Here is a 26,451-nt window from a genome sequence, read left to right on the forward strand (position 1 = left end):
AACAATGCGTATTGCTTTTAAGAGACTAAACTGCAACAGCATTAGAACTATAGATGGTGAAGTCAATTATTTCTGAACAAACAGTTATTAGTTCTATTTTTATTCGTCCATCCTAACTGCGATAGACGCCATCCAGAGCTCTGCTACACGATGCGTTTTAACCTACCCCTATTCGGGTTACATATCCTTAATACTCTATCTTATCGACGCTGGCCTGCTTTTTGATCGAGAAGAACTCCATCAGACTTAAAAGTCGTTTGAATCGCGCACTGGATACCTGCCTCGCTGAAAAAACCACTCAGCAAAAATCTAATCCGTCCTCGATTGGAAGCTAGCGTAAAAATCATCGCCCATGCAGGGCCACCTGGAAGAATCAAGTAACCCTTAACATAAGGTGCAAAGAGATTTCAAAGCAACGAGCGATAAATATCAGCATAGGATTGCGCCATCAAATCCGAAGAAAATACGTCCTCAAATCGATGCTTGGCGGCTTCGCCCATTCTGGCCGCAGTGGCAGGATCGTTCCACAGCGTTGTCATAGCCTGAGCCAGTGCAACAGAATCCTTGGGAGGAACGACCAATCCGGTCTCTCCAGCAATATTAATATAAGTTGTACCCGAGCCAATCTCGCAAGAAATCATCGGTTTACCGTACATGGCCCCCTCAAGCAGTGAGATACCAAAGGATTCAGACCTCAAGTGCGAGGGAAAAACGAAGGCATAGCAAAGCATCAGAAGTGCAGCCTTGTCTTCGTCGGGTAAGAGTCCCAAAAAAATCACATTGCACTGATCGGATTCAGCAGCCTGCGCCTTGAGTTCCGCCTCAAGATGCCCCCCCCCGAGGATAACCACCGGCAATCCGCTGGTCCTGGCGGCCTCGAGCAAGTAATCCAGCCCCTTGTAGTAACGCAAGGCACCTACAAACAGAAAAAATCGCTCACCCAGTTGATCTCGCCAAAATGCCAATTTTTGCGCCGAAGGAACAGGATAGGTCGCACGATCCAGACCGTATGGAACAACACGCACCTTATCTTTGAAGCGGGCCAGCACTGGACTGCTCTCCGCGTAATTTGGCGATGAGGCGACAATACAATCAACGCTCGACAGGAAACGATTCATCAAGGGTTGATACAGCTTAAGCAGAGTTTTCTGTTTGACGATATCGGAGTGATAGCTGACTACCGTCGGCTTGCGAACTCGACTCAAAAAATGAACGAGGTCCATGTACGGCCATGGAAAATGGTAATGAACGATATCCGCTTCTCGGGCCAGCTCAGCAAAATCCTTGAGCGCCGAAAACGAGAATCCCGTGGATGCGACGTGAAGATCCAGTTTCGAGCGATGAGTCAGATGATTCGCAATCGGTTCATTCCGTGCAGCCCCTCGCTCACTGAGATAGAGCACCTGGGATTCGTACCCCTGCGTCAAACCACCTTCGGCAATCTGAAAAATGACCTGCTCTATTCCACCCATTGTCTCTGGGTAATAGGTTTTGAAGAAATGCAGAACCTTGATCATTAACCGTTGACCACCTTCTGATAAACCTGAAAAGTTTCCCTGGCGCAGCGCTCCCAGGAAAACTTTGCCGCGTGCAACAATCCCTGCTCAATAGCGCTCGCACGCCAGGTTTCATCTTCCAGACCCTGTTGCAAGAGTTCGGTCAACGCCACCGTATCCGTCGCCTCACACATGAGCGCCGCGTTTCCGGCAACCTCTGGTAGTGATGAACTGTTCGAGCAAACAACGGGCACTCCCGAGCTCATGGCCTCTAGCACCGGCAAACCAAATCCCTCGTACAACGAAGGGAAAGTAAACAGCCGCGCACCGGCGAACAGCAGAGGCAAGTCTTCACTGGGAACAAATCCCAGATAGAAGGCCCACCCTTCGCGACGAGCGCTTTCAAGACGATGGTGGATATCCTCGTTCCGCCAGCCATAGTAGCCAGTCAGAACCAATGGCCAGCGCTTGCGCAGTTCCAGTGGTAGACGTGAATAAGCGTCCAACAACGTTTCAATGTTCTTGCGCGGCTCAATAGTGCCTACAAACAGGCTATAACCGCCCACTTTAAGACCGTGGCGCGAAAGCGTCGTTCTGAGGGCATCTGCCGATCGGGGATGAAATTCGGCTGAACTGGCCAGCGCTACGGTGTGTATACGCTCAATGGGCCAAGAGAAATAGTCGGATAACTCTTTACGCGTGTATTCAGAGTCCGTTATCAACGCATCAGCTCTGACCAATGTGGTCTTGAGCTCTTTCTGCAGATAACGCACAAGTTGCGGAGAATGACAGTGGGACCACGTAAAGGGAGACAGATCGTGAAAGGTAGCAACACTGCGCCCGGCAAACGGGGGCAGGTAATAATTCGGACTATGGTAAAGAAAATCACCATGACCTTTAAGTGCTTGCTTCCTGAGTAATGGCATCAGCAAACGATAGGCTTCAACCGCCAGGAAGTTCTTTTGAACTGCTCGTTTGAGACCATAACCATTGCCCGATGTATCGGAGGCAGCGGGCAGCGAAGGTAGAAATCGCCGACCTGCAAAGAACTGCAGATCGGTAATTTCGGGATTCTGCTGCAGTCGCAGCGCCAACTCATAGGTGTAGCGACCAATGCCGGTCAGCGGAAAACGAACCGGCTCAACAGAAAGGATTAACTTCATTTATTCAGCCGTCAGCATCCAGCTCAGAGTTTCGCTTAGAGCGGGCGTTGCCCACCCGGGAACCAGTTCCCGCAGCCTGGAGTTATCCCCGCACAAGGTCTTCACTTCGTTGGCACGAACAAATGCTGGATTCACTTCGACTTCAATGTCATGCCCGGTCAACCCCTTGCACAACTCGATGACCTCTCGTAGCGAGTGTGTATTACCTGAACTGACATTCACAGTCTGGCCCAACGGTTTCGCTTCGATCAACCCACGATAGGCTTTGACCAAAGCCCGAACATCGCTGAAGTCGCGCCAAACGTCGAGATTACCCAATTCGATCCGTGGAGCCTTACGAAGGAAATGGGAGACGATTTTCGGCAACAGGAAGTTCTCAGCCTGCCCGACCCCCGTGTAGTTGAATGGCCGGGCGATCACGATAGGCAGACGATCCAGCCAAAGCTTGGCCATATACTCCATCGCCAGCTTGCTGACAGCGTAATCATTGGCCGGCGCCGGAACCGTTGCTTCGGACAGCAAGCCGCCCGAAGCATTGCCATACACGTTCGCGCTACTGGCTATCAATACGCAATCCAGCGTCTTCCCGCAGGCAGCAATCGCCTCGAGAAGATTGCGCGTTCCGATCAAATTAACCTGATAGAACGCGTCCGCTGCACCGTGTCCGACGAATGCCAGCGCGGCGAGGTGCACAACAACATCTGGCTGAATCTTTGCCAGCAACGTACGCAGACCAACCGCATCAGCCAGATCTACTTGGTGATAGTTGCGATCGTCAGAAGGTTGACTACCCATCCCGACGACCTCGTAGCCATGAGCTTCCAGCTCAGCCGCCATATAGCGACCGGTAAAACCGTGAATACCCGTAATCAGCGCACGTTTGCCAGCATTGATCATCAGAAAGAGAACCCTTGCTTGTTACGGCGCAGATCAGCCTCGACCATCATGCGGCACAGCTCTTCGAGTGAAGTCTTCGGCTCCCAGCCCAGGATTTCCTTGGCTTTGGCCGGGTTGCCGATCAGCAACTCAACTTCAGTCGGACGGTAGAACTTGGGATTGATAACAACCAGGACTTTACCAGTCTCGGCATCAGTGCCCTGCTCGGCCTCTGCAGTGCCCGACCAAGAAATAGTGATACCGGCAGCCTTGAACGCCATGGATACGAAATCACGGACGGTTTCGGTGCGATTGGTCGCCAGAACAAACGTATCCGGGACATCGGCCTGCAGCATGCGCCACATGCCTTCTACGTATTCCTTGGCGAAACCCCAGTCACGCTTGGCATCAAGGTTACCCAGTTCCATCTTGTCCAACAGACCCAATTTGATCTTGGCAACGGAGTCAGTGATTTTACGAGTTACAAATTCACGACCTCGCAGTGGCGATTCGTGGTTGAACAAGATACCGCTGGTGGCAAAAATACCGTACGACTCACGATAGTTGATTGTCATCCAGTGAGCGTACAGCTTGGCGACACCGTAAGGGCTACGTGGGTAGAACGGAGTGCTTTCAACCTGCGGAATGGCCTGTACCTGACCGAACATTTCGGACGTCGACGCTTGGTAAAAACGAACCTTCGGATTAACGATACGAATCGCTTCAAGAAGGTTCACCGCGCCAAGGCCGGTGATTTCAGCCGTGGTAATTGGCTGTTCGAACGAAACCCCGACAAAACTCTGCGCGGCGAGATTATACACCTCGGTGGCTTCAGTTGTTTGCAGCAAACGGATGCTGGCCGACAGGTCGGTCAGGTCATATTCGACCAAATGCAGGTTAGGGTTGGACTGAATGCCCAACTCCTCGATACGCCAGAAATTGACAGAACTGGTACGACGGTAGGTACCGTAAACGGTGTACCCCTTCTCCAGCAGCAGTTCCGCCAGGTAGGCGCCGTCTTGACCAGTGATGCCAGTTACGATTGCTTTCATGCGAATCCTCTAAACTCCATTTGAACGCCAATACGAATAGACAGGCGCTATCAAAATTAGCGCCACGATAGCATTTTATCAGTCTAACATAATACAGCCCCGACCATCTTACATCGAGACTAGCGCAAGAATCACTTAGGACTTCGACGGGACGTTGTTACGGCACGGTATCCCTACCGGAATACAATCAGTACCAGCCCAATGATGGCATCAAGAATACGCCTTAAAGGCATACAGGCCCTCCTCCTGTGAACTCACCATCCAATGACGTCTTTTGGTGAGAATCAGCAGCCTACAGCGAATAGATGTCACGCTCAGGCGGTGAAAAGCACAAAAAAGCTGAATTTCCACTGAAGGAAAGGTGCGGCTTTCCGCTCGAGGTTGAACCAGGCACCCCGAAGACATCAATTGAACCCATCATGGAGCCCAGCCCGCACTGAGCCTAGGCCCATAGCCGTACTTCTTTAGTTGACACGTGGTACGGAGAAGCGAAAATGGGCGGATTGAAAAGTGGAGGCGGCAGACCCGCAAAATCACATTTCTGGCTTTTTCACAATAAACCGGATTCTCTAATGCTAAATAGGTCAATAACCGCCGCTTTTTCGGACATATTCGCCGCCTCGCGCCGTTATTCTTTGGTCGGAATGTTAGGGTGGCAAGATGTTCGCCAACGGTACAGGAGATCCGCGCTAGGGCCATTTTGGCTCACTATCAGCATGGGAGTGATGATTGGCACAATTGGCATTGTTTTTGGCCAAATTTTCAACGCCCCGATCAAAGAGTTTTTACCATTTCTTGCAGCGGGAATGATCCTGTGGAGCTTCATATCCACAGCCATCAACGAAGGATGCACAACTTTTATTGCAGCGGAAGGAATAATTAAACAACTACCAATTCCACTTTTTGTACATATATTGCGCATGATCTGGCGCAACATATTAATTCTCGCACACAACATTGTAATCTTCCCAATTGTTCTGATAAGCGTGGGAAAGCCTATCGGCCTGGTCGCGTTCTTGAGCATTCCCGGATTTATACTTGTTACCATGAATCTCGCCTGGGTCGCCCTGCTCCTGAGCGTATTATGTGCAAGGTATAGGGACCTCCCACAAATAATTGGGAGCCTGTTGCAAATTGCCTTCTATCTGACTCCGATCATGTGGATGCCAAATCTGATACCTCAGAGAGCGGGTTTATACTTACTCGACCTGAACCCTATATACCACCTGATTGAAGTAATCCGTACACCATTACTTGGTGGAGTACCCACAACGACAAACTGGCTGGTTTCAGGGGCTTTAGCGCTAACTGGATGGTTCCTTACCCTCGCCATCTATGGTCGGTACAAACGCCGAATTGCATACTGGCTCTGAGAAAAAAACAACCATGGCTTTTATCGAGTTTAACAATGCTTGCGTCGATTTCCCTATTTACAATGCAAATGGGCGATCATTAAAAAAACGGTTGATACAAGTTGCAACCGGAGGACAGCTGGGTGCTGACAACCAAGGGCGAGTCGTTGTTCGAGCACTTGAAGATCTCAACTTCAGGCTTAACGATGGTGATCGAGTAGGATTACTTGGTCATAACGGTGCTGGGAAAAGTACACTACTGAGACTTCTTAGCGGTGTATATACACCGTCCTCCGGAACCGCGAGAATATCCGGAGAGATTGGCTCACTGATTGACATCTCCCTGGGAATCGATCCTGAAGCCACCGGTAGGGAAAATATATTCCTTCGCGGAGGCTTGCTCGGGATGACACGAAGTGAAATAAGCCAGAAAATAGATGAAATCATCGACTTTTCGGAGCTTGGTGACTTTGTCGATATGCCGCTTCGGACATACTCGACCGGTATGCACTTACGCTTGGCATTTGCGGTATCAACGGTTGTTCGACCTGAAATACTCTTAATGGATGAATGGCTTTCAGTGGGAGACGAAAGCTTCAAGCACAAAGCCGAAGTCCGAATGACTGAGCTAGTACAATCGACAAATATTCTTGTCATTGCAACACATTCCCGAGAATTGATAATGCACACGTGCAATCGCGTCATTTGGCTTGAGCACGGAAAAATCCGCATGGACTCTGATCCGCACACTGTCGCGACCGCATATTTTGGTAGTTAAGCTTCAGTTTCAGTTTCATTACAAATGAAAAATTGATACAAAGCCAAAAGAAGAGACTTTCACTCTAATGATGATAGGCAATTAAAATGTTGAACATAGTTATCCCAATGGCTGGAAAAGGAAGCCGATTTGCTAACGCTGGTTTTACGGACCCAAAACCGTTAATCCAGATTCACGGTATGCCTATGATCCAACTTGTGATTGCCAATCTACGCCCAAACCGCGAGCACCGCTTTATATTCATCTGCCAGCGCGAGCACTACTCACTTTACAAACTTGAAGAATTGCTTCCAACATGGGCACCAAATCATGAAGTCATATTACTAGACGGTGTCACTGAAGGGGCCGCCTGCACAGTTTTAACTGCTAAAAATCTAATCGACAACGATGACGCATTAATGATTGCTAATAGTGATCAATTTATCGACACCTCCATTGACGAATATCTAAACGACATAGATGTACGTTCCTTGGATGGCTTGATCATGACGATGAAAGCGAATGATCCAAAATGGTCTTTCGCCGCAACTGATGCCAATCAACATGTAACTAACGTGGTAGAAAAAGAACCAATATCCGATGACGCGACCGTAGGGATCTACAACTTTTCTCGTGGCTGTGATTTTGTAAATGCCGCAGAAAAAATGATCGCCGCTGACGAACGTGTAAACGGTGAGTTCTATGTCGCGCCTGCTTACAATAGAATGATAGAAGAAGAAAAGGTTGTCGGTATTTATAGCGTTGGCTCTGAGGGCAACGGCATGTACGGACTGGGAACGCCTGCAGACCTCGCACTATTTATCGCTAATTCCATATCAAGACCAGCGGTTGAGAACGTCAAATGGAAATAATCAGCCACAGAGGTTATTGGTTACAGGCAGAGGAGAAAAATACTCCGCTAGCATTTGAGCGCTCCTTTTCTCTTGGATTTGGTACGGAAACGGATGTTCGAGATCTGGCTGGAAAGCTCGTCATCTCGCATGACCCTCCAACCGGAAATGAGATGACTCTGGATGAACTGCTCGAGATTGCTGGTCAAAACAAGCCGACTCTAGCGTTGAATGTGAAGGCGGACGGGCTTGCCGATGCAATTAGTTCGACAATGAAGCGGCATTCTTATGCTAACTGGTTTGTTTTCGACATGTCGATCCCTGATACCAGGGCACAGCTCGCAGCAGGAAATCCTACGTTTGTAAGGATGAGCGAGGAGGAGCCGATACTGGCATTTAAGAAAAATGCGCCCGGTATATGGTTCGATGCTTTTGAAAGCGATGAATGGCGACTAGAAGCGCTCGAAAAGCTTTTAAAACAAAATATTAGAGTCTGCATTGTTTCCCCTGAACTCCATCGTCGCGACCACATTAAATTTTGGCAAAATTTGAAAAATAGCGGCCTCCATAGCAACAACAACATTTTGCTATGCACTGATCTCCCTGAACACGCAGTAAACTTTTTTGAGACCACGTTATGATTAAAGCTATAGTTTTCGACATGGACGGTGTCTTGATCGACGCGAAAGAATGGCACTATGAAGCGCTCAACAAAGCTTTAGCTTTATTTGGCTTCGAAATCTCTAGATATGATCACCTTACGTCCTTTGACGGACTCCCAACAAGCACAAAACTGAATATGCTCAGCAAAATGAGCAACCTGCCAATTGAGCTACATTCGTTTATTAATGAACTGAAGCAGTCTTACACCATGGATATGGTGCATGAGAAGTGTCGCCCGCGATTTATTCATGAATACGCACTTTCATCCCTGAGGGCTAACGGTTACAAACTTGGAGTGGCCTCTAACTCTATCCGAGCAACCGTCCAGACAATGATGCAAAAGGCTGATCTCGACGACTATCTGGATATTATGCTATCCAATGAAGATGTGGAAAAACCAAAGCCCTCTCCCGACATTTATATTAAAGCAATACAGCAGCTTGGCTTCAGTCCTGCCGAGTGCCTAATCGTAGAAGACAACGAGAACGGTATATTAGCCGCCAGAGCTTCCGGGGCTCATGTCTTGGTCGTCAGCGATGTTGACGAAGTAAACTATGAAAACATCATGAATGCGGTTCGACGCGCAGAAGGTAATTAAAATGACCAACGTATTAGTTCTTGCTGCGAATGAGCCTCATGATGACAAAGATAGCGGATATCCCCTCTGCCTCACAGAAGTTGATGGCAAGCCGCTCATCCAACACCTAAGCGAACAATGCAACGCCATTAAAGACTCAAAGATAATTCTTGCAGTGAGAGAAGATGACTGCAAACGCTGGCATCTCGATAACGTTGTACGCCTGCTCTCTCCTGAAGCTCAAGTATTACAGATACGGCGCAAGACGGGCGGTGCAGCCTGTACTGCACTGCTCGCAGTCGCGGAAGTTGATAACGAAGAGCCACTTTTGATCCTCAATGGCAATGAGTTGATTGACCTGGACTTCAGCGCGATTATTTCTAGCTTTTATTCATCGCAGTTTGACGCCGGGGTAATCGTATTTCCATCTGTCCATCCTCGCTACTCATACGTTCGGATAAATTCCGACAATCTCGTAGTTGAGTGCGCAGAAAAAAATCCTATTAGTAACAATGCAACAGTAGGGTTCTATTGGTTCCGTCACGGAAAGGATTTTGTTAGTTGCGCAAAACAGGCAATTCTAAAAAATGCTCACGTGGACGGACAGTACTATATTTGTCCAACGTTGAATGAATTGATACTCCGTCAAGGACGCATTGGTGTTTATAGAATTGATGCACAGAAATTTCACCCTTTGAAATCTGCGCGCCAAATTGAAAAACTAGACCATTTCAAAGAAACGGGAGCATAGAATGAAGTCAGATCGCCTGGAAAGCATGGTCAAGGGCTGGTTCGTGGGCGCATTCAGTCCGTCGGTATTAAATACTGATGCCTGTGAAGTTGCTGTAAAGCACTACACACAAGGTGACTCCGAGGGTGCTCATTATCATAAAATCGCCACTGAAATCACTGTAGTTGTTGAGGGCACAGTAAGGATGTGCGGCCGTGAATGGAGCGCCGGAGACATCGTTACGATTGCACCAGGAGAGGCGACTGACTTTCTATCCATCACTGACTCTGTAACGGTAGTTGTCAAACACCCGGGAGCACTGGATGATAAATTTGTTCTCAGTGAAGAGTAATATCAATGACTAAAACTTGTATCCTCGACATTGGGGCAAACAACGGTGATTTTTTGCTTCCGGTTGCAACTCGGTCTCCGGGCATACCCGTAATTGGTATCGAACCAATACCCGAGCTTTATCGCGCTCTGGAAGAAAAAAAGGACAGCATGTGTCTGTCTAACATCAAATTATTAAAAGCAGCTATTGATGTTACTCCGTGCCGGACTACATTTAATGTCGCCCGTCATGCCGACTGGGGCGTATCAAGTCTTCTCCCCTTTAATGCAAGCTCAATTACTAATGATGAGTACTGGAAAGAACGATCTGACTTATACTTCGACGAAGTAATCGATGTAGATGTTATTCGTTTGGACTCTCTTCTGGAACGGGAGGGCTACGATCACATCAGCTTCATAAAAATTGACGCTCAGGGCGTGGATCTAAGAGTACTGGAGTCGCTTGGGGAATATCTTCCTTCAGTAGATGCTGGAATGCTAGAAACACCTACCACATCAGCGACATCACTCTATAACGGAGAACCAGCACTATTTGAGGTTCTTTCTTTTTTAGATAAAAATGGCTTTGAACCATTCGCCATCAAATCAAACGATCCCGCCTGCGCAGAGGTTAACGTTTTCTTCAATCGAAAAGGCGTAAGCTGGCGTGAAGTAGAAGATAATCTGAAGCTTCGGGGTGTCGCGCTGTACGATGGCAAGCACTACTGGCACGTAGCTTCTGACTCTCCAACTCTCCCCCCTGGTGATCCGGTCTCACTCTCCATACAGCAGGAACTTGCGCGTGCTCGTCATTATGTGGCTGAGAACTCAGCAGCATGGGCACGCGTGCTGTACTGGAAAGCAGAAGCGACAAAAATCAAAAACCAACTCGATTCTGAACTGCGAGGCGTTGCCGGCTCACACTGCGCCGAAGTTTCATCTACTGATGAAAACAACAGATTGAGATACGAAAATAATTTTCTCAAATCACACATTGAAGCCATCCACCGCTCCACAAGCTGGAAGTTAAGCGCGCCTCTACGCGCACTAAAAAAGTTTATACGATAAAGGCGGTTGACTGAGAATGCTCGACTCAAAATTAATGAGTGAAATTTGCGGCGTCGAAACCGTATTCTGGGCTGGATTATACCCACCAGCTAACAACTTCGTATCATCACCTCGGATATTTGATCCTAGCAGCGATTTCCGAGAGTTACCGTCTTTACATGGGACTTTTAGTGCCGTTTACCTGACTGAAAACGATCTCGGTAAATTTAAGCAGTGGCCATTAATCATAGACGAGGCGCTTAGGCTTTTACGATATAACACGAAGAGCTTGCTCTTCGTCAGATTTTCTCAATCCAATCTTCTCACGCTTTTTTCTTTCGGTGCATTTTTAAGAAGACACAAAGAGTACACTTTTGATCTAATCCACCAAGATACTGATGAAGATGGGACTATTGTCTACAGCATGTATTGCACTAGAAATAGTGTGCCACCTACCCTATCAACATTTGAGTTTGCGCTTATTACAGATGGTCGGCGACCAGAGAAAGTAATACGCTTTATCGATAGTGTTCAGCTAGTCCGCGGCATAGATAATATAGCTTGGAGCATTGCTATTTGTGGACCTGCCTCTTTGAGAGAATCATTAGAACAGTACAACAAAAAGGTTCGGTATATCGTCGCTCCTGATGATCACGCTGCAAAAGGATGGATTACTAAAAAGAAAAACATCATCGTCGAGACCTCAAACTCCGAGAATTTGTTGATCGCACACGACCGCTATGAAATACCAAGAGGCTTCCTAGATCAAATGTTTGAATTTGGAGCAGACTTTTCAGTTATTGTTCCAGCTCAAATAGATCTGGAAGGCAATCGTTTTCCGGACTGGGTTACCCTCGGTAGCGCCTGGAGTTGGAGCCCGAGCAGCATGCTTCAATACGGCGATTACAATCCTAACGTCTACGTGAATGGAGGTGTAATCATAAGCAAGAGGGCAACGCTTCTGGAAACTCCGTGGAACGAGCTTCTGTTCTGGAACCAAGGTGAAGATGTTGAACTTTCTCGCTGTATGAGCGAGAAAGGTGTAACTCCACGCCTGGCAAGAACTGTTGAGCTTATGGTTACAGACTCGCGACCTGGCTATATCTACGAATTCGCTCGGCTCCCTGACTTACAATATAACTACTCCTTGCCCTATGGATGCACTGATCCATCTTTTGCCTTAGCCAGCGCCATAAAACTTGACAATAAGATCAGCTTATACGGTAAGAGTTCGCAACAACTTGCAGCCGACGGGATTGTGCTAGATCAATCCGCGTGGACTATGACCGATGAAGGGTTAGCATCACTTCAACGAAACAAAAACTTTTCGATATGCCTTGAGCCTAATAGCAAAGATCTTCGCCTTCGAATTTTCTTTCATAAAAACACCAAGAAGTCAGACATAGAAATTGCGACGAATGGTGTTAACCAGATCTTGAACTGGGACGTAAATGAGGAACAGGTCTCATGCACTACCCTCATTAACACAACTGTTTTAGCGCCAAACGCCACACAAATAGTAATCGGCATAAATTCTAAAATTTCTTTGGTATTAACAGCCATCCTGGTAGAAAAACAACCAATAGTCGCCGAATACCCAATTATATTTGAAAATAACAAACACCTCTCGAGCTCAATTTTGGGTATCGGCTGGGCAACTCGCGAAGCATGGGGTGTTTGGTCGCTCGGCCACCACTCAATCTTGAATCTTCCAGTGCCTGAAGTTGCTAGTAACGATGACTTGACTATTGAGTTGACTGCCAAAGGATTCGTACCCAAAAATACAAAAAATCAGCTGGTCTGGGTAACTTGCAACGGTACCCCCATAACACTTTTGACATTAACGAAGAGAAAATCCGCGAAAAAGTATTCTTTCCGACTACCAAGAACAATTTTTCAAGGCGCTAAAACTTTACAACTAGCCTTCGCTCCTCTTTCCCCATCCTCTCCTTGTGATGATGGCAAGTCAAAAGATGTCAGAAAATTGGCTATAGCGTTGATTAAAATTGATGCTCGAGCTGTGAAAGCATTCTAGATATCAAATTAATCCGCGCAACTTATATAGAAAACACAGATGAAACAAAAAACAATATTGATGATAGTAGAGCGTAACTTTTATAGTACGCATATCGGAGTTCGACGTGTCATCCGATATCATTGGCATCAATTAACCTCGCAAGGGCATAGCGTCACATTAGCGACGCCCCAGCATGGTCGCTTTGCTGCATGCTCGAAAAATGACGCCACGGCCATGATGAGCGACATTGAACACTCATCTCCTCTAATGCACCCAGCTCCAGATTGGGTTAAAGGTGATCCGGTCCCAAACGAAGCCCCAACCCAATCGTCGACAGAGACTGGTAAGAGCTATGATTGCGCTTGGGACGATCCAAAAGATATCCGCCTGGAGGATTTTGACGAGTCAATATTGACCGCACCTTGGATGTGCTCTCCTTCAGGCTCAATGCCTGAGGGCCCATATACTATGGGCTTCGTCTACGATATGGTGCCAAACCTACTAGCGATTGGCGCTCTTCGTATGCCTCGCTTCTTGAATGCCTACCATTTTGCTCATGAACACAGCATAGGCTATGACTTTTACATCAAGAACGCTCGGAGAATCATCTGCATCAGTGAAAGCACCAAGAGCGACTTTATTAGTTTCTATGGTAAAGACTTGGAACCAAAATTAGAAATCTGCATTCCATTTAAAGACTTCGGAAATACGAATTCAATCGAAAGTAACAATCGCGAATATATTTTATTATTGAACGTACTTGACCACAGAAAGAACTTTATTGCCGTCTCTGAATCGTTGAAAAGAGCTGCGTCGCAAACTGATTTGAAGATTGTCGTTGTCGGCCGTGAACGCATGCCTTTTACAGAGGTTACCCGCTTTCTGAAGGAAATCTCATCGATCAGCTCGAGTATTGAGTGGTATCGCTCGCCTTCAGATCAGCTTCTTGAATCGCTTATGAAAAAAGCTAAGGTTCTTTTCTTTCCTTCTATCTACGAAGGTCTGGGTCTTCCGATTTTAGAGGCCCAAGCTCAGGGTATTCCAGTAATATCATCTAATAACTCATCGTGTGGTGAAATCAATCAGAATCCGACGCTTACGGCGGATCCATACGACCACGATGGATTTGCATCGAAAATTGTTGGTATCTTCAACAACACTCAACCTATACTCGAAGGTAGCACCTTAACAAAAAAACAAAATAATTTCCTTGAACATAGAAATAAACTGTTCCTCGATTAATCCATTGCTTTTTGAGGCCTCACTCTTCCCGGGATCAGAATCGGCATAAAATCTAGCAGATTTTGACAAGACCTCTCGGGCTTACACCCTTGGATCAAAACCTCCAAACTGCCAGCTAGAATATAAACAGCGCCGTAGATAGCATGGAGTTACAGAACATTAATTTACATACGAGGGAAGACTGACTTGAATAGAATTAAGTCACTGGACGGCGCGAGAGGCATTGCGGCGCTTTTGGTCGTACTGGATCATTATGTCACCGCACTGATAGAAGCACCGACTGATAGCGTCGCGTATTACTTTGCAAGTTTTATAGGCAGTTACGCCGTAGGACTTTTTTTCATAACGAGTGGATTTGTTGTAGCCGCCAGCGCGACCACCAGCTCGGGTAGTGATTTTTTTGTAAAACGAATTTTCAGACTCTACCCTATCGCCATAGCTGCAGTCGCATTGAGAATACTATCCGAGTACATAATTGAAAGCCCAAGAAACCTAGATTTTGAAAATTTTTTACTTAGTGTAAGCTTATTTGGATCAGACTTTCTACCAAATGAGTTTCTCGTAGAGCCCATTTTTTGGACACTCGCAATCGAGGTAAAATTTTATCTGTTAATTGGGTTTGCCTATTTCCTGGCGCGGGCATTTAAAGCCGATTTATATTCAATCGCGTTGGTTTCTTTGATTTTTTTGGCTGTAGGCCGCTTCCATATCATTCCATACCACCCAATGCATCAATGGGCAACAAACTTCGGCGTACTAGCTTCAACGCTCCCAATGCTTATCTTAGGCTGGATTTTCTGGCTATTTCATTCAAATCAAATTTCTCTGCAAAAACTGTTGGCCGGACTGGTTGGTATACTGTTGGTATTAAGCATAGCGCCATTTCCAATATACGTATCACTCGAAAAAGGTGCCCCCAGTTGGTTGTTAGCATTTGCGACATTCTGCTATTTAATATACTTTCAAGATCAGTGTACCTTCCTATTTAATAGAGTTTTCCAGTTATTGGGTAAGATTTCTTACTCCCTTTACGCTTGCCATATGGCAGTGGCTGTTTTAATAAAACGTTTTTCCCCAGACAACAGTTTAAGTACTTTTATAATTTTCCTTTCCGCCAGCTTAATCATTTCATATGTCGTCCACATATTAATAGAAACACCAATGGTTCGTTTTTCAAGAAACCTCATGAGATCAAAAAAAACACTACTAACACCATTGAAGGACACTCAAAAGATCTCATAACAAAAAGGACACCGCTCCCCTGCATAAAGTAGTACCTGAAGATTCCAGCGTAACGAGAACTCATGTAATCATGACTATTTTCACAGATCGACGTAGCAAAGCGCACTGCAGCGACTGTGGGGTTAAGACGCAACTGAGATAGAGTTATCCCGCTAAATAAAAACGCCCGATGTTCTACATCGGGCGTCTGACAACTCAAAGTTTTAGATAAAACCACATATCCCGTGCAACCGGGTTAATTAAGCTCCGCAGCTTGTATGTTACATAAGCAACCACTTTGTCAGCTTGTAAATGATTTTACTGCGTTAGAAAAAACACTTTCCGCAGTTTCATACCAAGGGACAACACGGTAGCCATTTTTTATATATTTTTCTTTAAGACGAAGTGCCTCGGAGTCAGTAATATACTTTTCCAATTCAGACTCCCACGACAAAATATCCCATGGATCAATATAGTCTAGTAACGTACCTCCCACCTCAGGTATGGAGGCTGCATTAGAAGCCAAACAGTATTTTCCCGCGGCCAGACTTTCAGCAACTGGCAACCCCCAACCTTCATAAAGAGAAGGAAAAAGCGTGAACATACAGTTTCTATATAAAGCAACCAAGTCAGAATCTGAGACATTGCTAAGCACCTTTATATAGTCCTTAACCCTTGGATCCAACTCCAGATCTTTCAAGAAATCATTAACCCCCCACCCTGGCATTCCAACAAACACGAGCAGTGGTAAATTTTCAACCCCCTTGTTAATCAGTCTTGTATATGCTCTGTATAATATTTCGTGATTTTTTCTACGTTCGATTGTTGAAACAAAAAGAACAAATTTTTTCTCTAGTAGCGGAAATACCTCAACACTAGTTTCGGGGCTTTTTTGCTGAAGTATATCACCACCCAATTTTATAACCGGCATATCAGGGACTGGAGCGCCCAATTCTTCAAGTAAAAGCTTCAAATCTGTACGTGTATATTCCGAGATGCATAGGATCTGATCTGCACACCATGCTACATCAGAAAAATAGTTTGCAAATTTCGCTGCCACATCTCCCACGCAAAGATGTGGGAGCCTTACAGGAATAATATCGTAACAACACAGCACGACTTTCATACCTACATGTTTTTTCAGACTATAAAGATAAGGTAGATCTTTATTGTCCCAGTCTAAACCAACGGATATGTAACAATCATCTTTCTTAAAAGGACTTTCTTCCAGAATTAGACTGGTATTTGTCTTGTTGGATATAAACTTATTACTTGCTGGCTTTAAGAATAGTGATAAAGCCAAGCGAAAATGCCTAAACGATACAAGCGCCTCAACTATTGCTGATCTACGACGCTGAAAAGCTTGGTACAGTACCCCACGCACACGGGAAGGTAACCGACTGGTTATAATGAGGGCGATTTCTTTCAGCTGTGTTTCGAGCGCTTTCTTATGCGGTTGACGACTAAGAATACCTACAGTCGCTTGAGCATGGTCGCCTGAAATTCTTTTTAGTGTTCCTGCCACTTCAGCGGCAGAAACTTTAGTGAATCCAGAAGCGTTATCAAATGAACAAAATTTTATATCCGCACCATTTGAAATTTCCGATAACGCATAGCCCGCGCATTCTGTTTCGGTTCTGATAATCCCAACAGCCGGGCGCTGCCAGGCTAGTATGGTAGTAACATCAAACCAGGTAGTCATTAACTTAAACCTTTTGAGTAATTTTAGTCTTCGCAGCTTTTGGAATGGCAGAAAGACACCGCGTCCATGTCAGAGACTCTCTGCTAGTCCTATTGGCGCCCTCCAAACTAAGTTGCTTCGGACCGCATAAACGCGCTCTTATTGCCGTATGAAACTCACTTGAAGTTTTTGCAATTGTTAATTCTGGAAGACTGAGATATTGCTCAAATCCTCTAAAAGCGGATTCAGTGCCGATTACATACTTTCCGGAGTAGATCGCTTCTGCTGTTTTTATATTGGAACCACCGCCGTGAGGAATAGGAAGAAGGAACGCATGGGCAAGCGTCTTAACAGCATCCAGATCTTCGTCAGACAACATATAAAGCAATTGCAATCGAGACAGATTCAACGCACCCCAGCGGCTATTGCGCAGCGTCGCCTCCAGATGTTCACAAACACTTCCGACAACTACTAGCTTACTATCTGGCGGGATGCATGCAAGTGAACTGCCCAAGCACTCATTAAATCCCATAAAATTTGGAGGATGAGCACTTGCAACATATAAAATCCAAGGACTTTTGGGAAGCCGCTCTTTCCATATTTCCAAATTTTTCTGTTGTGCTTCCCAAGGAAATATTCCATTTGGCGCTAACAATGGAAACTTTGCTCCCCAGCTTGAAATAATTTCTAAATCAGATTGCGTTACAGCGATAGCAATGTCAGCTTCAATAGCTGCGACTTGTTCCAAACGGTCGATATCTGCAACAACTTCGTCGACGCCCTTGACTTGATAACTGTCTAAAATTTCTTTTTTTAATGGCGCCTCTATATTTTGAGACCCATAAATAAGACATGCATCTTTATATTTTTCGATCGTTTTTATTTTTTGAACTAACGGCCACAACCACGGCTGCTCTACATGAATAGCATCGATCACTGGAGGTAACTTCTTCAATATGGAATTAAATGCACCCTTTTCTGAACTTGCATACTCACCGGAGAGTAAGTCGTTGATTAAAGGCACGAATTTGCCTTTATACCTCCTAAAACTGGATCCTGGCGGGAACTCAATATCATTCTTTCCCAACACCGCTGGCGGGTATCCCTCTGGCTCGTAAATCGCCATGTGAAAGACATTCCAACCATTGACGCTAAACGTTTTGGCGATATTTGCGACCCTAACCTGCCCTCCATGCCGTGGGCTGGCAATGGGATATGTGCTTAGTAATAAGACCGTTTTCAAAATATAAACCTATAAAATCAATAGTCAGAGCGCCACCACGGCAGCAAACCGATCACACCTAAACCTGCTTGTTAAAGCACCACCAAGAACCAACAGCCGAACTAAACAACGTTAATCAACAACTCAAGTTCTTTCAAGCGTTCCCAAATCATGTCTTTGTCTGCTTTCGCCTCGATATTCAAACGCAACAAGGGTTCAGTATTTGATCCGCGTAAATTGAACCGCCAGTCTGCGAAAGAAACACTAACCCCATCCGTTCTATCAATTACCGGGTTTTCTGGTAAATAATAATCCAAGACTTTCTGCAGGGTGGCCGAGACGTCGTTTACTCGATAATTAATCTCGCCTGTGCACGGATAAGCTTCAATTCGCTCATCAACTAATTGCGCAAGACTCTTACCAGTCGTGGACATAAGTGCAGTCACGAGCAGCCAAGGAATCATCCCACTATCACAGTATGCAAAATCACGGAAATAATGGTGCGCACTCATTTCACCGCCATAAACGGCGTCTTCAAGACGCATACGTTCTTTGATAAACGCATGTCCTGTCTTGCATAGCACAGGCACACCGCCCGACCGTTCTACTTGGTCTACGGTGTTCCATGTTAATCGCGGGTCATGAATGATTTTGCTGCCTGGATAACTTTTTAGTAGCATCTCAGCCAATAAGCCTACAAGGTAGTAGCCTTCAATAAAGCGCCCTTTGGCGTCGAAAAAAAAGCAGCGATCAAAATCGCCGTCCCAAGCCAAGCCAAGGTCGCAAGAGTTAGATAGCAGCGCTTGCTGGGTGAGTTCTCGATTCTCCGGCAACAGCGGGTTAGGTACACCGTTAGGAAAGGTGCCGTCTGGATTTTCATTGATGAATACCCACTGCAATGGCAGTCGTGCCGCCAGTGCCTGCAACACAGGCCCCGCCGCACCGTTGCCTGGATCGGCGAGAATTTTCAATGGTTTTAAAGCACCGACGTCGACGTAAGTCAGCAAATGGTCGATATAAGGGGACTTGTCGAATACCTGTCGAACCGTGCCCTTTTCTATCGCAGCGCCCCCTAGATCACCCTGCTCGACCCGGCGGCGGATAGCATCAAGGCCCGTGTCACCACTGATAGGACGAGACTCGGCCTTGACGAGTTTCATCCCGTTATAGCCCTTGGGGTTATGGCTGGCTGTGATCATCACGCCGCCATCGACCTTGTGGTGACTTGTCGCGAAGTAAACTTCCTCGGTGCCGCATAGCCCGATGTCTATCACATCGCCTCCGGCCTCGGTAATCCCTCGCATCAGCGCTGCAGCCAGGGACGGGCTTTCGAGCCTCATGTCCTGGCCGACCACGAAGGTTTTAGCCTGTAACTCGGACACGAGTGCGCGACCAATGCGATAGGAAATGTCTTCGTTCAGTTGAGTGGGAACCTGACCACGAATGTCATAGGCTTTGAAGCATTGCGTCACAATAGGAGGATACATTGGACTCACATAACTGAAATGTCCGATGCCGCCCTGAGGCGGCAACGGCAAGAATGGACCACCAGACACGATGGCACTGGCGCATGAGCCCCGCAAAGTGCAAGATTCGGTTCGGGTTCAGTGCTGTTACTTATCGACGCGACCGTAGTTGTCTTCGAAGCGTACGATGTCGTCTTCACCCAGATAGTCACCGCTCTGCACTTCGATCAGTACCAGATCGATTACTCCCGGGTTCATCAAACGATGCTGATGGCCAGCTCGAATAAAGGTTGACTCATTGGTATTCAGCATCAGTTCTTGCTGGTCGTTCACCACTACTGCCATGCCGCTGACAACGATCCAGTGCTCACTCCTGTGGTGGTGCATTTGCAGCGATAGAGACGCCTTGGGCTTGACCACGATACGCTTGATCTTGAAACGCTCGCCATTTTCAAGCGTTGTGTAAGTACCCCAAGGACGATGCACGGTACGGTGGAGTAAATGCACCGTATGGCTGCAGGCTTTCAGTTGATTGACGATATGTTTTACGTCCTGAGCGTGATCCTTGTGAGCAATCATCACCGCGTCTGGAGTGTCGATGACTAGCAAATCCTCGACACCGACCAGCGCCGTCAGCCTGCCTTCGCTGTTCACGTAGTTATTGCGCGAGCCGTGAGACAATACTTCGCCTTCGAAGCGGTTACCGTTCTCGTCAGCCTCGGTCAGCTCACTCACAGCATTCCAGGAGCCGATGTCACTCCATCCGATATCGCACGGAACGGTCGCAACTTTGGAGGAGCGCTCCATCAACGCGTAATCGATAGAAATATCCGGAACCTCTGCAAATGCTTCGGCATCAAGTGCCAGACAACGGTATTTGGCAGATGAGGTAAGACGGGAGCTCTCAATGGTTTTACTGACGGCTTCGACCACGTCCGGAGCATGCCGACGGAGCTCTTCGAGAACCGTACCTACTCGGAAGCAGAACATCCCCGAGTTCCAATAGTAGTTCCCTGCGCTGACGTAATCTTGCGCCGTTGCGAGGTCAGGTTTTTCGACAAATCGCGCGACTTTAAGGCCACCCTTCAGCGGGGCATTTTTCTGCGCTTCGATGTAGCCGAACCCTGTCTCCGGGTAAGTTGGCTGAATGCCAAACGTCACCAACCAGCCATCGGCGGCCAGCGCCATGGCACTGGATACGGCCGCGGCGAAGGCCTTTTCATCTTTGATGAGATGATCAGCGGCCAGCACCAACATTTGGGCATCGAGACCGTGGGTAGATTCGAGCTGGAGCGCAGCGGCAGCGACTGCAGCTGCGGTATTGCGACCGAATGGTTCGAGAATGAAACCCTGAGCATGCTTGGCAGAATTGACTGCCCCGTACTCATCTTCAGTCTTGAACAGGAGCTCACGGTTTGTCACCGTAAGTACCTCCACTACACCCTCCAGACGGGAAGCGCGCAGGAAGGTCTTCTGGATCAGATTCTGACCATCCGGCAAATCCATGAATGGCTTTGGATGGGCTTCACGAGAAACCGGCCATAAACGGCTGCCCACTCCACCAGACAAAATTACGGGAATCAGTTCCATGCTCTCAATCCTTAGTCCCCTCTGTGTTAGATACTGCCAGAAAGGGGCTCAGTTATATTTCCGGTCATTAATGCGTCGTAATTGATGCAAAAATACTTACTCCAAGCTGCCGCAAGATCGGCAACTCGGCTTTCATCCAAATCCATTGGCTTAAGCCAGATCACGCCAGTCTCGAACGCTACCGACGCTCCACTTGTTTATGAGACACACCTGAGAAGGCGAAGCTGATCGGATGACAACGAGCCATGAGATCCGGTAATTTTGCCGATCATTCTACAGCTTGTGCCTGGACATTAATAACTCCCTCCCGGCAGAAGGCACAAAAACCTCCTAAAAAACCGCGGCTTCTCTGAAAGACTGATGTCAAAACATTATTAATCTGATCCCGCATAATCAAAGCCTGAATCCCTTGGAGCAAAAATGATCGCTTCAAGTCTTAGCAAGAAATATCAGACTTGGCGCGCAGGAAAATCAAGGAGTTTTTCCAGGTATTGCCCGTATCCGGTCTTTCTCAATCGTTCAGCTTGTGACCGGAGTTCGACCGCGTCAATCCATCCGTGGCTGTATGCAATTTCTTCGAGGCAGGCGACCTTCAGCCCCTGACGCTTCTCGATGGTATGCACGAAGTGACTGGCCTCTAGCAGCGAATCATGCGTACCGGTATCAAGCCATGCGAAGCCGCGCCCGAGCATTTCTACCTTAAGAGACTTTTGCTCCAGATAAGCCAGATTCACATCAGTGATTTCCAGCTCGCCACGCGCGGATGGTTTGATGTTTCGGGCAATATCAACAACCTGATTATCGTAAAAATACAGCCCAGTCACAGCGTAGTTGGACTTAGGCGCCAGAGGCTTCTCCTCAATACTCAATGCACGTCCGGCGGCGTCAAACTCGACCACACCGAAGCGTTCGGGATCAGATACGTGGTAGCCGAAGATGGTAGCGCCCTGCTCTTGCAGATTGGCCGCACGCAGATTGTCCGAGAAGTGCTGACCATAGAAGATATTGTCCCCTAGGATCAGACAGCAAGGGTCGCTGCCGATGAACTCCTCACCGATAATGAAAGCTTGCGCCAAACCATCTGGACTTGGTTGCTCCGCGTAAGTCAGATTGATGCCATAGCGACTGCCATCACCCAGCAATTTTTGGAAGCATGGCAAATCTTCAGGCGTGGAAATAATCAGAATTTCACGCATCCCTGCCAGCATCAGCACGGATAGAGGATAGAAGATCATCGGCTTGTCGTAGATCGGCAGCATCTGCTTGGAGACGCCGAGGGTCAGTGGGTGCAAACGCGTACCCGAACCACCAGCGAGGATGATGCCTTTACGATTTGTCGTGGTCATTTGTTCAGAACTTCCCTAAGCATTCGGGTTACACCACTTTGCCAATCCGGCAAGTGTAGAGAAAAATTGTCGCGTAGTTTCTGAGTATTCAAACGTGAATTCAGAGGACGACGTGCAGGTGTTGGATATGCGCTGGTTTCAATTGGATTGACTGCCTTGACTGCAAGCTCCTCGCCATTAGCCTGGGCAAAATCGATCACATGACTCGCGTAGCCGTGCCAGGAAACCTCTCCGCTAGCGGCCAAGTGATACAGGCCCGCGAGTTCGGGCCGCTGCATGACTTGTTGAATAGCCAATGCGGTCACGTCGGCAATCAGGTCTGCTCCCGTCGGCGCTCCGATCTGGTCGGCGATAACACTAAGAGCTTCTCGATCTTTGGCCAGACGCAGCATGGTCTTGGCAAAATTATTGCCGCGAGCGCCATAAACCCAACTGGTGCGGAAGATCAGATACTTGCAACCTGACGCGACAATCGCCTGCTCACCTTCCAGTTTACTGGCGCCGTAGTGATTTACCGGGGCGACTGGATCTGCCTCTTGCCATGCTCTTGAACCTTGCCCACTGAACACATAATCGGTCGAGTAGTGAATCAGCCAAGCACCACATGACACGGCTTCTTCAGCCATGACCTGACTTGCCAGACCATTAACACGATCGGCCAGTTCGGTTTCTGACTCAGCCTTATCAACAGCAGTGTAGGCCGCAGCGTTGACGATAACGTCAGGCTTGATCTGCCGAATCGTCGCGCGCAAGGCGTCAAGATCGGACAAGTCAGCCCCTGTGTTGCGATCAAGGGCAATCAACTCACCCAGTGGCGCAAGGGAGCGTTGCAACTCCCAGCCCACTTGGCCGTTTTTTCCTAGAAGTAGGATTCTCATGCCTTGCTCGAACGATCCGCATAGTTCTGATCAATCCACTGCTGGTAGCTACCGCTCTTCACGTGCTCTACCCATTCAGTATTGGTCAGATACCATTCAACGGTTTTACGAATACCAGTCTCAAAAGTTTCTTCAGGAGTCCAGCCCAGTTCGCGCTGGATCTTGCTCGCATCGATCGCATAACGCACGTCGTGGCCAGGACGGTCCTGAACATATGTAATCAGGCTCGCGTGCGGACGATGGGCGGAGTCAGGACGCAGTTCATCCAGCAACGCACAAAGGGTATTCACCACTTCGATATTTTGTTTCTCGTTGTGACCACCGATGTTGTAGGTCTCGCCGATAACACCCTCGGTCACGACTTTGTACAGCGCACGGGCGTGATCTTCGACATACAGCCAGTCGCGAACCTGATTACCTTTGCCATATACCGGCAGCGGCTTGCCTTCCAGTGCATTGAGAATGATCAGCGGGATCAACTTCTCAGGGAAGTGGCACGGGCCATAGTTGTTCGAGCAGTTGGTAACCAGCGTCGGCAGGCCGTAGGTGCGAGCCCAGGCACGAACAAGGTGGTCAGAACTGGCTTTGCTCGCCGAATAAGGCGAGCTTGGCTGATACGGAGTGGTTTCGGTAAACAGATCTTCCGGGCCTTCCAGATCACCATAAACTTCGTCAGTCGAAATGTGGTGAAAACGGAAGCTAGCTTTACGTGCGTCATCCAGCGCAGCCCAATAATGGCGGGCGGCTTCAAGCAGCGTGTAGGTGCCGATGATGTTGGTCTGAATGAACTCGGACGGGCCGGTGATCGAACGATCGACGTGAGATTCTGCGGCCAGATGCATGATCGCATCGGGTTGGTGTTCACGCAGAACACGGTCGATCTGATCACGATCACAGATATCAACGCGCTCGAACGCATAACGCGGGTTCTGACTGACCTCAGCCAAGGACTCCAGATTGCCGGCATAAGTCAGCTTATCGACGTTGACGACAGAGTCGGTGGTATTGGAGATGATGTGACGAATAACCGCTGAGCCGATGAATCCGGCACCGCCAGTAACGAGAATTTTCACGCGAAACCATACCCTTGAGCTGCTGACAGGCCGGTCAGCCGAGCACCGTCAATCCATGAATACAGAGGCCGCCGTTTCAGGGCCTCTGTCAGAGCCAGTCTGAATCGACGTGGCAACAATCCCACTATCGAACAAGGACTGCATTTTACAGCTTAATCGACGTTTTACTAATGGATATAGACAGGTTGTAACGCAAATCCGGCGGACGTCTCGCGCCTGTCGCTTTCAGACAAGGCGCTTGCGCGCAGCTCTGGACGAACGCCCCAGAAACCACCCCAGTATCGGCCCGATCAGCATGCCAACAAGCAATGCAATAACCATTACCAATGACACTGGAAGTTGCGGACCTGCCCAGCCAAGAAACATTAGCGAAACGGACTGCTGATTCTCGAGCACGAACGCCAGGATCACCAGCACCAGCAAAAGTATGAATACGCCAAGAAGGATGCGCTTGAGGTTACGCATTAATAGCTCCTTGAATGGTAGCGACTGTCAAACCCCCTCCTCCTCTTCCTCGTTGACGCGATCACGCAACTCTTTGCCCGGCTTGAAGTGCGGCACAAATTTACCGTCGAGACTGACCGACTGACCGGTCTTTGGATTGCGACCGACGCGCGGCGCACGGTAATGCAGGGAGAAGCTACCGAAACCACGGATCTCGATTCGATCGCCAGTGGCAAGGCATTGGGACATTTGTTCAAGCATGGTCTTGATGGCCAGCTCCACATCCTTGGATGAGAGCAGCCCTTGATGGGTGACAATTCGTTCGATCAACTCCGACTTCGTCATATTTTTCCCTTCTTTTTCAAGCAGCTAGATCAGCGCTTGAAAGGTTTTAGCATGCCCTGAAGATTTTGAACAGCCCAGGACTTGACATATCTTCCTCCGCGTCACAACGCCCGTTTTCAGGGCACTAAATCATTCAAGCCCGAGCGCAGCAGGCTCAACGACAGATCACCAGCATGGTACGAGTGACATAGCCGGCAGGATTGAAGCCGAAGGGATATTCATCTTCGTCTTTGGCATCATCGGAGCGTGTGATGACTTTGTAACCCGCCCCCTTGCACTCTTTCGCAGCGCGCTTCTGGCACTTCTCCCAGTTGGAGCCCAGACCGGAACAATCAACCTCAATGCCACTCACGCCACGCACCACGTGAGTCTTGGCACTGGCAGCGCACCCGGCCAGCACCAACATAACCATCAAGACAATAAACTTGTTCATTCACTTCCTTATGCCAGGCACGCTGCCCGACTACTGCGATCTTCAGACTAAGCCTAGTCGCGAATAGACGATTATTCTGATTAAAGAAACAGACAGCCCTTTGGCACAGTTGGTTTCACGAACAGAACCACTCAAATCGCAGGCACAAAAAAGGGCGACCGAAGTCGCCCTTTTTAATGATCAAGCAGAACTTAGTTCTGTTTGGCCATTGCCTGGCGCAGCAATGCCGCCATGGTGGTGTCAGCTGCCGCTTCGCCTTCTGGAGCCGATTTCAGGCTCTGGATGGCTTCTTTCTCTTCAGCATCATCTTTCGACTTGATGGAGAGTTGGATTACGCGGCTCTTGCGATCAACGCTGATGATCTTGGCTTCTACTTCCTGGCCTTCTTTCAGAACGTTGCGCGCGTCTTCAACGCGGTCACGGCTGATTTCGGAGGCTTTCAGAGTCGCGACGATATCGTCGGCCAGAGTGATGATGGCGCCTTTAGAGTCAACTTCTTTCACGATGCCCTTAACGATTGCGCCTTTGTCGTTCTCTTGATCGTACTAGGAGAAGTGTTATCTTTAGTGATTGTTTTTTATCTGGTATTTGGTATCTTT

General features: G+C 47.9%; 25 protein-coding genes and 1 pseudogene. 11 read left to right on the forward strand and 15 right to left on the reverse strand.

Translation table 11 applies throughout. The annotated features are described in order from the left end of the window. Positions 1-407 precede the first annotated feature (407 nt). From ACIOZM_RS20910 to gmd, 4 genes are read right to left on the reverse strand one after another with little or no spacing between them, the layout of a single operon-like run. Positions 408-1,517 (reverse strand): glycosyltransferase family 4 protein, encoded by a 1,110-nt coding sequence (locus tag ACIOZM_RS20910; protein WP_401216747.1) that lies wholly within the window; start codon positions 1,515-1,517, stop codon positions 408-410. After that, a complete protein-coding gene (locus ACIOZM_RS20915; RefSeq protein WP_401216749.1) occupies positions 1,517-2,659 on the reverse strand; it encodes a glycosyltransferase family 4 protein in 1,143 nt (380 codons plus the stop codon). Before ACIOZM_RS20915 ends, ACIOZM_RS20910 begins: the two co-directional genes overlap by 1 nt. Beyond that, positions 2,660-3,556, reverse strand: a complete 897-nt coding sequence (locus ACIOZM_RS20920) for a GDP-mannose 4,6-dehydratase (protein WP_401216750.1) — start codon at positions 3,554-3,556, stop codon at positions 2,660-2,662. It abuts the gene before it with no gap. Then, positions 3,556-4,587: a GDP-mannose 4,6-dehydratase gene (gmd, locus tag ACIOZM_RS20925; protein WP_401216752.1), complete on the reverse strand. Its 1,032-nt coding sequence runs from the start codon at positions 4,585-4,587 to the stop codon at positions 3,556-3,558. The genes ACIOZM_RS20920 and gmd overlap by 1 nt, the downstream gene beginning before the upstream one ends. Positions 4,588-5,081: 494 nt before the next feature. On the opposite strand from gmd, the gene ACIOZM_RS20930 reads away from it, so the two are divergent. From ACIOZM_RS20930 to ACIOZM_RS20980, 11 genes are all read left to right on the forward strand, one after another. Beyond that, positions 5,082-5,960 carry an ABC transporter permease gene (locus tag ACIOZM_RS20930; RefSeq protein WP_401216754.1) on the forward strand — a complete coding sequence of 293 codons (879 nt, stop codon included), beginning with the start codon at positions 5,082-5,084 and terminating at the stop codon, positions 5,958-5,960. A 13-nt stretch (positions 5,961-5,973) separates the two neighbouring features. After that, positions 5,974-6,717 (forward strand): ABC transporter ATP-binding protein, encoded by a 744-nt coding sequence (locus ACIOZM_RS20935; RefSeq protein WP_401216755.1) that lies wholly within the window; start codon positions 5,974-5,976, stop codon positions 6,715-6,717. An 86-nt stretch (positions 6,718-6,803) separates the two neighbouring features. Next, on the forward strand, positions 6,804-7,568 hold the full coding sequence (locus ACIOZM_RS20940) for a glycosyltransferase family 2 protein (protein ID WP_401216757.1): 765 nt from the start codon (positions 6,804-6,806) through the stop codon (positions 7,566-7,568). Continuing rightward, a complete protein-coding gene (locus tag ACIOZM_RS20945; protein ID WP_401216759.1) occupies positions 7,559-8,188 on the forward strand; it encodes a phosphodiesterase in 630 nt (209 codons plus the stop codon). Before ACIOZM_RS20940 ends, ACIOZM_RS20945 begins: the two co-directional genes overlap by 10 nt. Beyond that, a complete protein-coding gene (locus ACIOZM_RS20950; RefSeq protein ID WP_401216760.1) occupies positions 8,185-8,808 on the forward strand; it encodes an HAD family hydrolase in 624 nt (207 codons plus the stop codon). Before ACIOZM_RS20945 ends, ACIOZM_RS20950 begins: the two co-directional genes overlap by 4 nt. Position 8,809: 1 nt before the next feature. Next, positions 8,810-9,538 carry a glycosyltransferase family 2 protein gene (locus ACIOZM_RS20955; RefSeq protein ID WP_401216762.1) on the forward strand — a complete coding sequence of 243 codons (729 nt, stop codon included), beginning with the start codon at positions 8,810-8,812 and terminating at the stop codon, positions 9,536-9,538. A gap of 1 nt (position 9,539) precedes the next feature. Then, positions 9,540-9,869: a hypothetical protein gene (locus ACIOZM_RS20960; protein ID WP_401216764.1), complete on the forward strand. Its 330-nt coding sequence runs from the start codon at positions 9,540-9,542 to the stop codon at positions 9,867-9,869. A 5-nt stretch (positions 9,870-9,874) separates the two neighbouring features. Beyond that, a complete protein-coding gene (locus tag ACIOZM_RS20965) occupies positions 9,875-10,915 on the forward strand; it encodes an FkbM family methyltransferase (protein ID WP_401216766.1) in 1,041 nt (346 codons plus the stop codon). Positions 10,916-10,931: 16 nt separating this feature from the next. Continuing rightward, entirely contained in the window at positions 10,932-12,929 is a 1,998-nt protein-coding gene (locus tag ACIOZM_RS20970; protein WP_401216768.1) for a hypothetical protein, read from the forward strand. A 39-nt stretch (positions 12,930-12,968) separates the two neighbouring features. After that, entirely contained in the window at positions 12,969-14,153 is a 1,185-nt protein-coding gene (locus ACIOZM_RS20975; RefSeq protein WP_401216770.1) for a glycosyltransferase, read from the forward strand. A 186-nt stretch (positions 14,154-14,339) separates the two neighbouring features. Beyond that, entirely contained in the window at positions 14,340-15,395 is a 1,056-nt protein-coding gene (locus ACIOZM_RS20980; protein WP_401216772.1) for an acyltransferase family protein, read from the forward strand. A 280-nt stretch (positions 15,396-15,675) separates the two neighbouring features. Here the strand turns inward: ACIOZM_RS20980 and ACIOZM_RS20985 are convergent, their stop codons facing one another. The 11 genes and pseudogenes from ACIOZM_RS20985 to ACIOZM_RS21035 form a co-directional block, all read right to left on the reverse strand. Then, positions 15,676-17,076 carry a glycosyltransferase family 4 protein gene (locus ACIOZM_RS20985; protein ID WP_401216774.1) on the reverse strand — a complete coding sequence of 467 codons (1,401 nt, stop codon included), beginning with the start codon at positions 17,074-17,076 and terminating at the stop codon, positions 15,676-15,678. 4 nt (positions 17,077-17,080) lie between these two features. Further along, positions 17,081-18,181, reverse strand: a complete 1,101-nt coding sequence (locus tag ACIOZM_RS20990; RefSeq protein WP_401216776.1) for a hypothetical protein — start codon at positions 18,179-18,181, stop codon at positions 17,081-17,083. Between the two features lie 218 nt (positions 18,182-18,399). Further along, positions 18,400-19,764, reverse strand: coding sequence for a phosphomannomutase (locus tag ACIOZM_RS20995; protein WP_401216789.1), 1,365 nt, complete (start codon positions 19,762-19,764; stop codon positions 18,400-18,402). Positions 19,765-19,890: 126 nt separating this feature from the next. Then, positions 19,891-21,333 carry a mannose-1-phosphate guanylyltransferase/mannose-6-phosphate isomerase gene (locus ACIOZM_RS21000; RefSeq protein WP_401216777.1) on the reverse strand — a complete coding sequence of 481 codons (1,443 nt, stop codon included), beginning with the start codon at positions 21,331-21,333 and terminating at the stop codon, positions 19,891-19,893. A gap of 449 nt (positions 21,334-21,782) precedes the next feature. Then, a complete protein-coding gene (gene rfbA, locus ACIOZM_RS21005) occupies positions 21,783-22,679 on the reverse strand; it encodes a glucose-1-phosphate thymidylyltransferase RfbA (protein WP_401216779.1) in 897 nt (298 codons plus the stop codon). Continuing rightward, a complete protein-coding gene (gene rfbD / locus ACIOZM_RS21010) occupies positions 22,676-23,557 on the reverse strand; it encodes a dTDP-4-dehydrorhamnose reductase (protein WP_401216781.1) in 882 nt (293 codons plus the stop codon). The genes rfbA and rfbD overlap by 4 nt, the downstream gene beginning before the upstream one ends. Then, positions 23,554-24,630: a dTDP-glucose 4,6-dehydratase gene (rfbB, locus tag ACIOZM_RS21015; protein WP_401216783.1), complete on the reverse strand. Its 1,077-nt coding sequence runs from the start codon at positions 24,628-24,630 to the stop codon at positions 23,554-23,556. Before rfbB ends, rfbD begins: the two co-directional genes overlap by 4 nt. Before the next feature lie 225 nt (positions 24,631-24,855). Further along, entirely contained in the window at positions 24,856-25,095 is a 240-nt protein-coding gene (locus tag ACIOZM_RS21020; protein WP_401216784.1) for a LapA family protein, read from the reverse strand. Positions 25,096-25,122: 27 nt separating this feature from the next. Next, entirely contained in the window at positions 25,123-25,419 is a 297-nt protein-coding gene (gene ihfB / locus ACIOZM_RS21025; protein ID WP_003189779.1) for an integration host factor subunit beta, read from the reverse strand. Between the two features lie 154 nt (positions 25,420-25,573). Continuing rightward, positions 25,574-25,852 (reverse strand): hypothetical protein, encoded by a 279-nt coding sequence (locus ACIOZM_RS21030; protein ID WP_401216786.1) that lies wholly within the window; start codon positions 25,850-25,852, stop codon positions 25,574-25,576. 191 nt (positions 25,853-26,043) lie between these two features. Further along, positions 26,044-26,397: pseudogene (locus ACIOZM_RS21035) on the reverse strand (S1 RNA-binding domain-containing protein); the annotation flags it as partial. Between the last annotated feature and the right edge of the window lie 54 nt (positions 26,398-26,451).

This window comes from Pseudomonas sp. NPDC087346 (assembly GCF_044744235.1).
Lineage (GTDB): Bacteria > Pseudomonadota > Gammaproteobacteria > Pseudomonadales > Pseudomonadaceae > Aquipseudomonas.

What these genes read in the sequence shown, in the direction of transcription:
- ACIOZM_RS20910 (WP_401216747.1), bottom strand. Translation starts at nt 1,517, where the DNA reads ATGATCAAGGTTCTGCATTTCTTCAAAACCTATTACCCAGAGACAATG.
- ACIOZM_RS20915 (WP_401216749.1), bottom strand. Translation starts at nt 2,659, where the DNA reads ATGAAGTTAATCCTTTCTGTTGAGCCGGTTCGTTTTCCGCTGACCGGC.
- ACIOZM_RS20920 (WP_401216750.1), bottom strand. Translation starts at nt 3,556, where the DNA reads ATGATCAATGCTGGCAAACGTGCGCTGATTACGGGTATTCACGGTTTT.
- gmd (WP_401216752.1), bottom strand. Translation starts at nt 4,587, where the DNA reads ATGAAAGCAATCGTAACTGGCATCACTGGTCAAGACGGCGCCTACCTG.
- ACIOZM_RS20930 (WP_401216754.1), top strand. Translation starts at nt 5,082, where the DNA reads ATGGGCGGATTGAAAAGTGGAGGCGGCAGACCCGCAAAATCACATTTC.
- ACIOZM_RS20935 (WP_401216755.1), top strand. Translation starts at nt 5,974, where the DNA reads ATGGCTTTTATCGAGTTTAACAATGCTTGCGTCGATTTCCCTATTTAC.
- ACIOZM_RS20940 (WP_401216757.1), top strand. Translation starts at nt 6,804, where the DNA reads ATGTTGAACATAGTTATCCCAATGGCTGGAAAAGGAAGCCGATTTGCT.
- ACIOZM_RS20945 (WP_401216759.1), top strand. Translation starts at nt 7,559, where the DNA reads ATGGAAATAATCAGCCACAGAGGTTATTGGTTACAGGCAGAGGAGAAA.
- ACIOZM_RS20950 (WP_401216760.1), top strand. Translation starts at nt 8,185, where the DNA reads ATGATTAAAGCTATAGTTTTCGACATGGACGGTGTCTTGATCGACGCG.
- ACIOZM_RS20955 (WP_401216762.1), top strand. Translation starts at nt 8,810, where the DNA reads ATGACCAACGTATTAGTTCTTGCTGCGAATGAGCCTCATGATGACAAA.
- ACIOZM_RS20960 (WP_401216764.1), top strand. Translation starts at nt 9,540, where the DNA reads ATGAAGTCAGATCGCCTGGAAAGCATGGTCAAGGGCTGGTTCGTGGGC.
- ACIOZM_RS20965 (WP_401216766.1), top strand. Translation starts at nt 9,875, where the DNA reads ATGACTAAAACTTGTATCCTCGACATTGGGGCAAACAACGGTGATTTT.
- ACIOZM_RS20970 (WP_401216768.1), top strand. Translation starts at nt 10,932, where the DNA reads ATGCTCGACTCAAAATTAATGAGTGAAATTTGCGGCGTCGAAACCGTA.
- ACIOZM_RS20975 (WP_401216770.1), top strand. Translation starts at nt 12,969, where the DNA reads ATGAAACAAAAAACAATATTGATGATAGTAGAGCGTAACTTTTATAGT.
- ACIOZM_RS20985 (WP_401216774.1), bottom strand. Translation starts at nt 17,076, where the DNA reads ATGACTACCTGGTTTGATGTTACTACCATACTAGCCTGGCAGCGCCCG.
- ACIOZM_RS20990 (WP_401216776.1), bottom strand. Translation starts at nt 18,181, where the DNA reads ATGGCGATTTACGAGCCAGAGGGATACCCGCCAGCGGTGTTGGGAAAG.
- ACIOZM_RS20995 (WP_401216789.1), bottom strand. Translation starts at nt 19,764, where the DNA reads ATGTATCCTCCTATTGTGACGCAATGCTTCAAAGCCTATGACATTCGT.
- ACIOZM_RS21000 (WP_401216777.1), bottom strand. Translation starts at nt 21,333, where the DNA reads ATGGAACTGATTCCCGTAATTTTGTCTGGTGGAGTGGGCAGCCGTTTA.
- rfbA (WP_401216779.1), bottom strand. Translation starts at nt 22,679, where the DNA reads ATGACCACGACAAATCGTAAAGGCATCATCCTCGCTGGTGGTTCGGGT.
- rfbD (WP_401216781.1), bottom strand. Translation starts at nt 23,557, where the DNA reads ATGAGAATCCTACTTCTAGGAAAAAACGGCCAAGTGGGCTGGGAGTTG.
- ACIOZM_RS21020 (WP_401216784.1), bottom strand. Translation starts at nt 25,095, where the DNA reads ATGCGTAACCTCAAGCGCATCCTTCTTGGCGTATTCATACTTTTGCTG.
- ihfB (WP_003189779.1), bottom strand. Translation starts at nt 25,419, where the DNA reads ATGACGAAGTCGGAGTTGATCGAACGAATTGTCACCCATCAAGGGCTG.
- ACIOZM_RS21030 (WP_401216786.1), bottom strand. Translation starts at nt 25,852, where the DNA reads ATGAACAAGTTTATTGTCTTGATGGTTATGTTGGTGCTGGCCGGGTGC.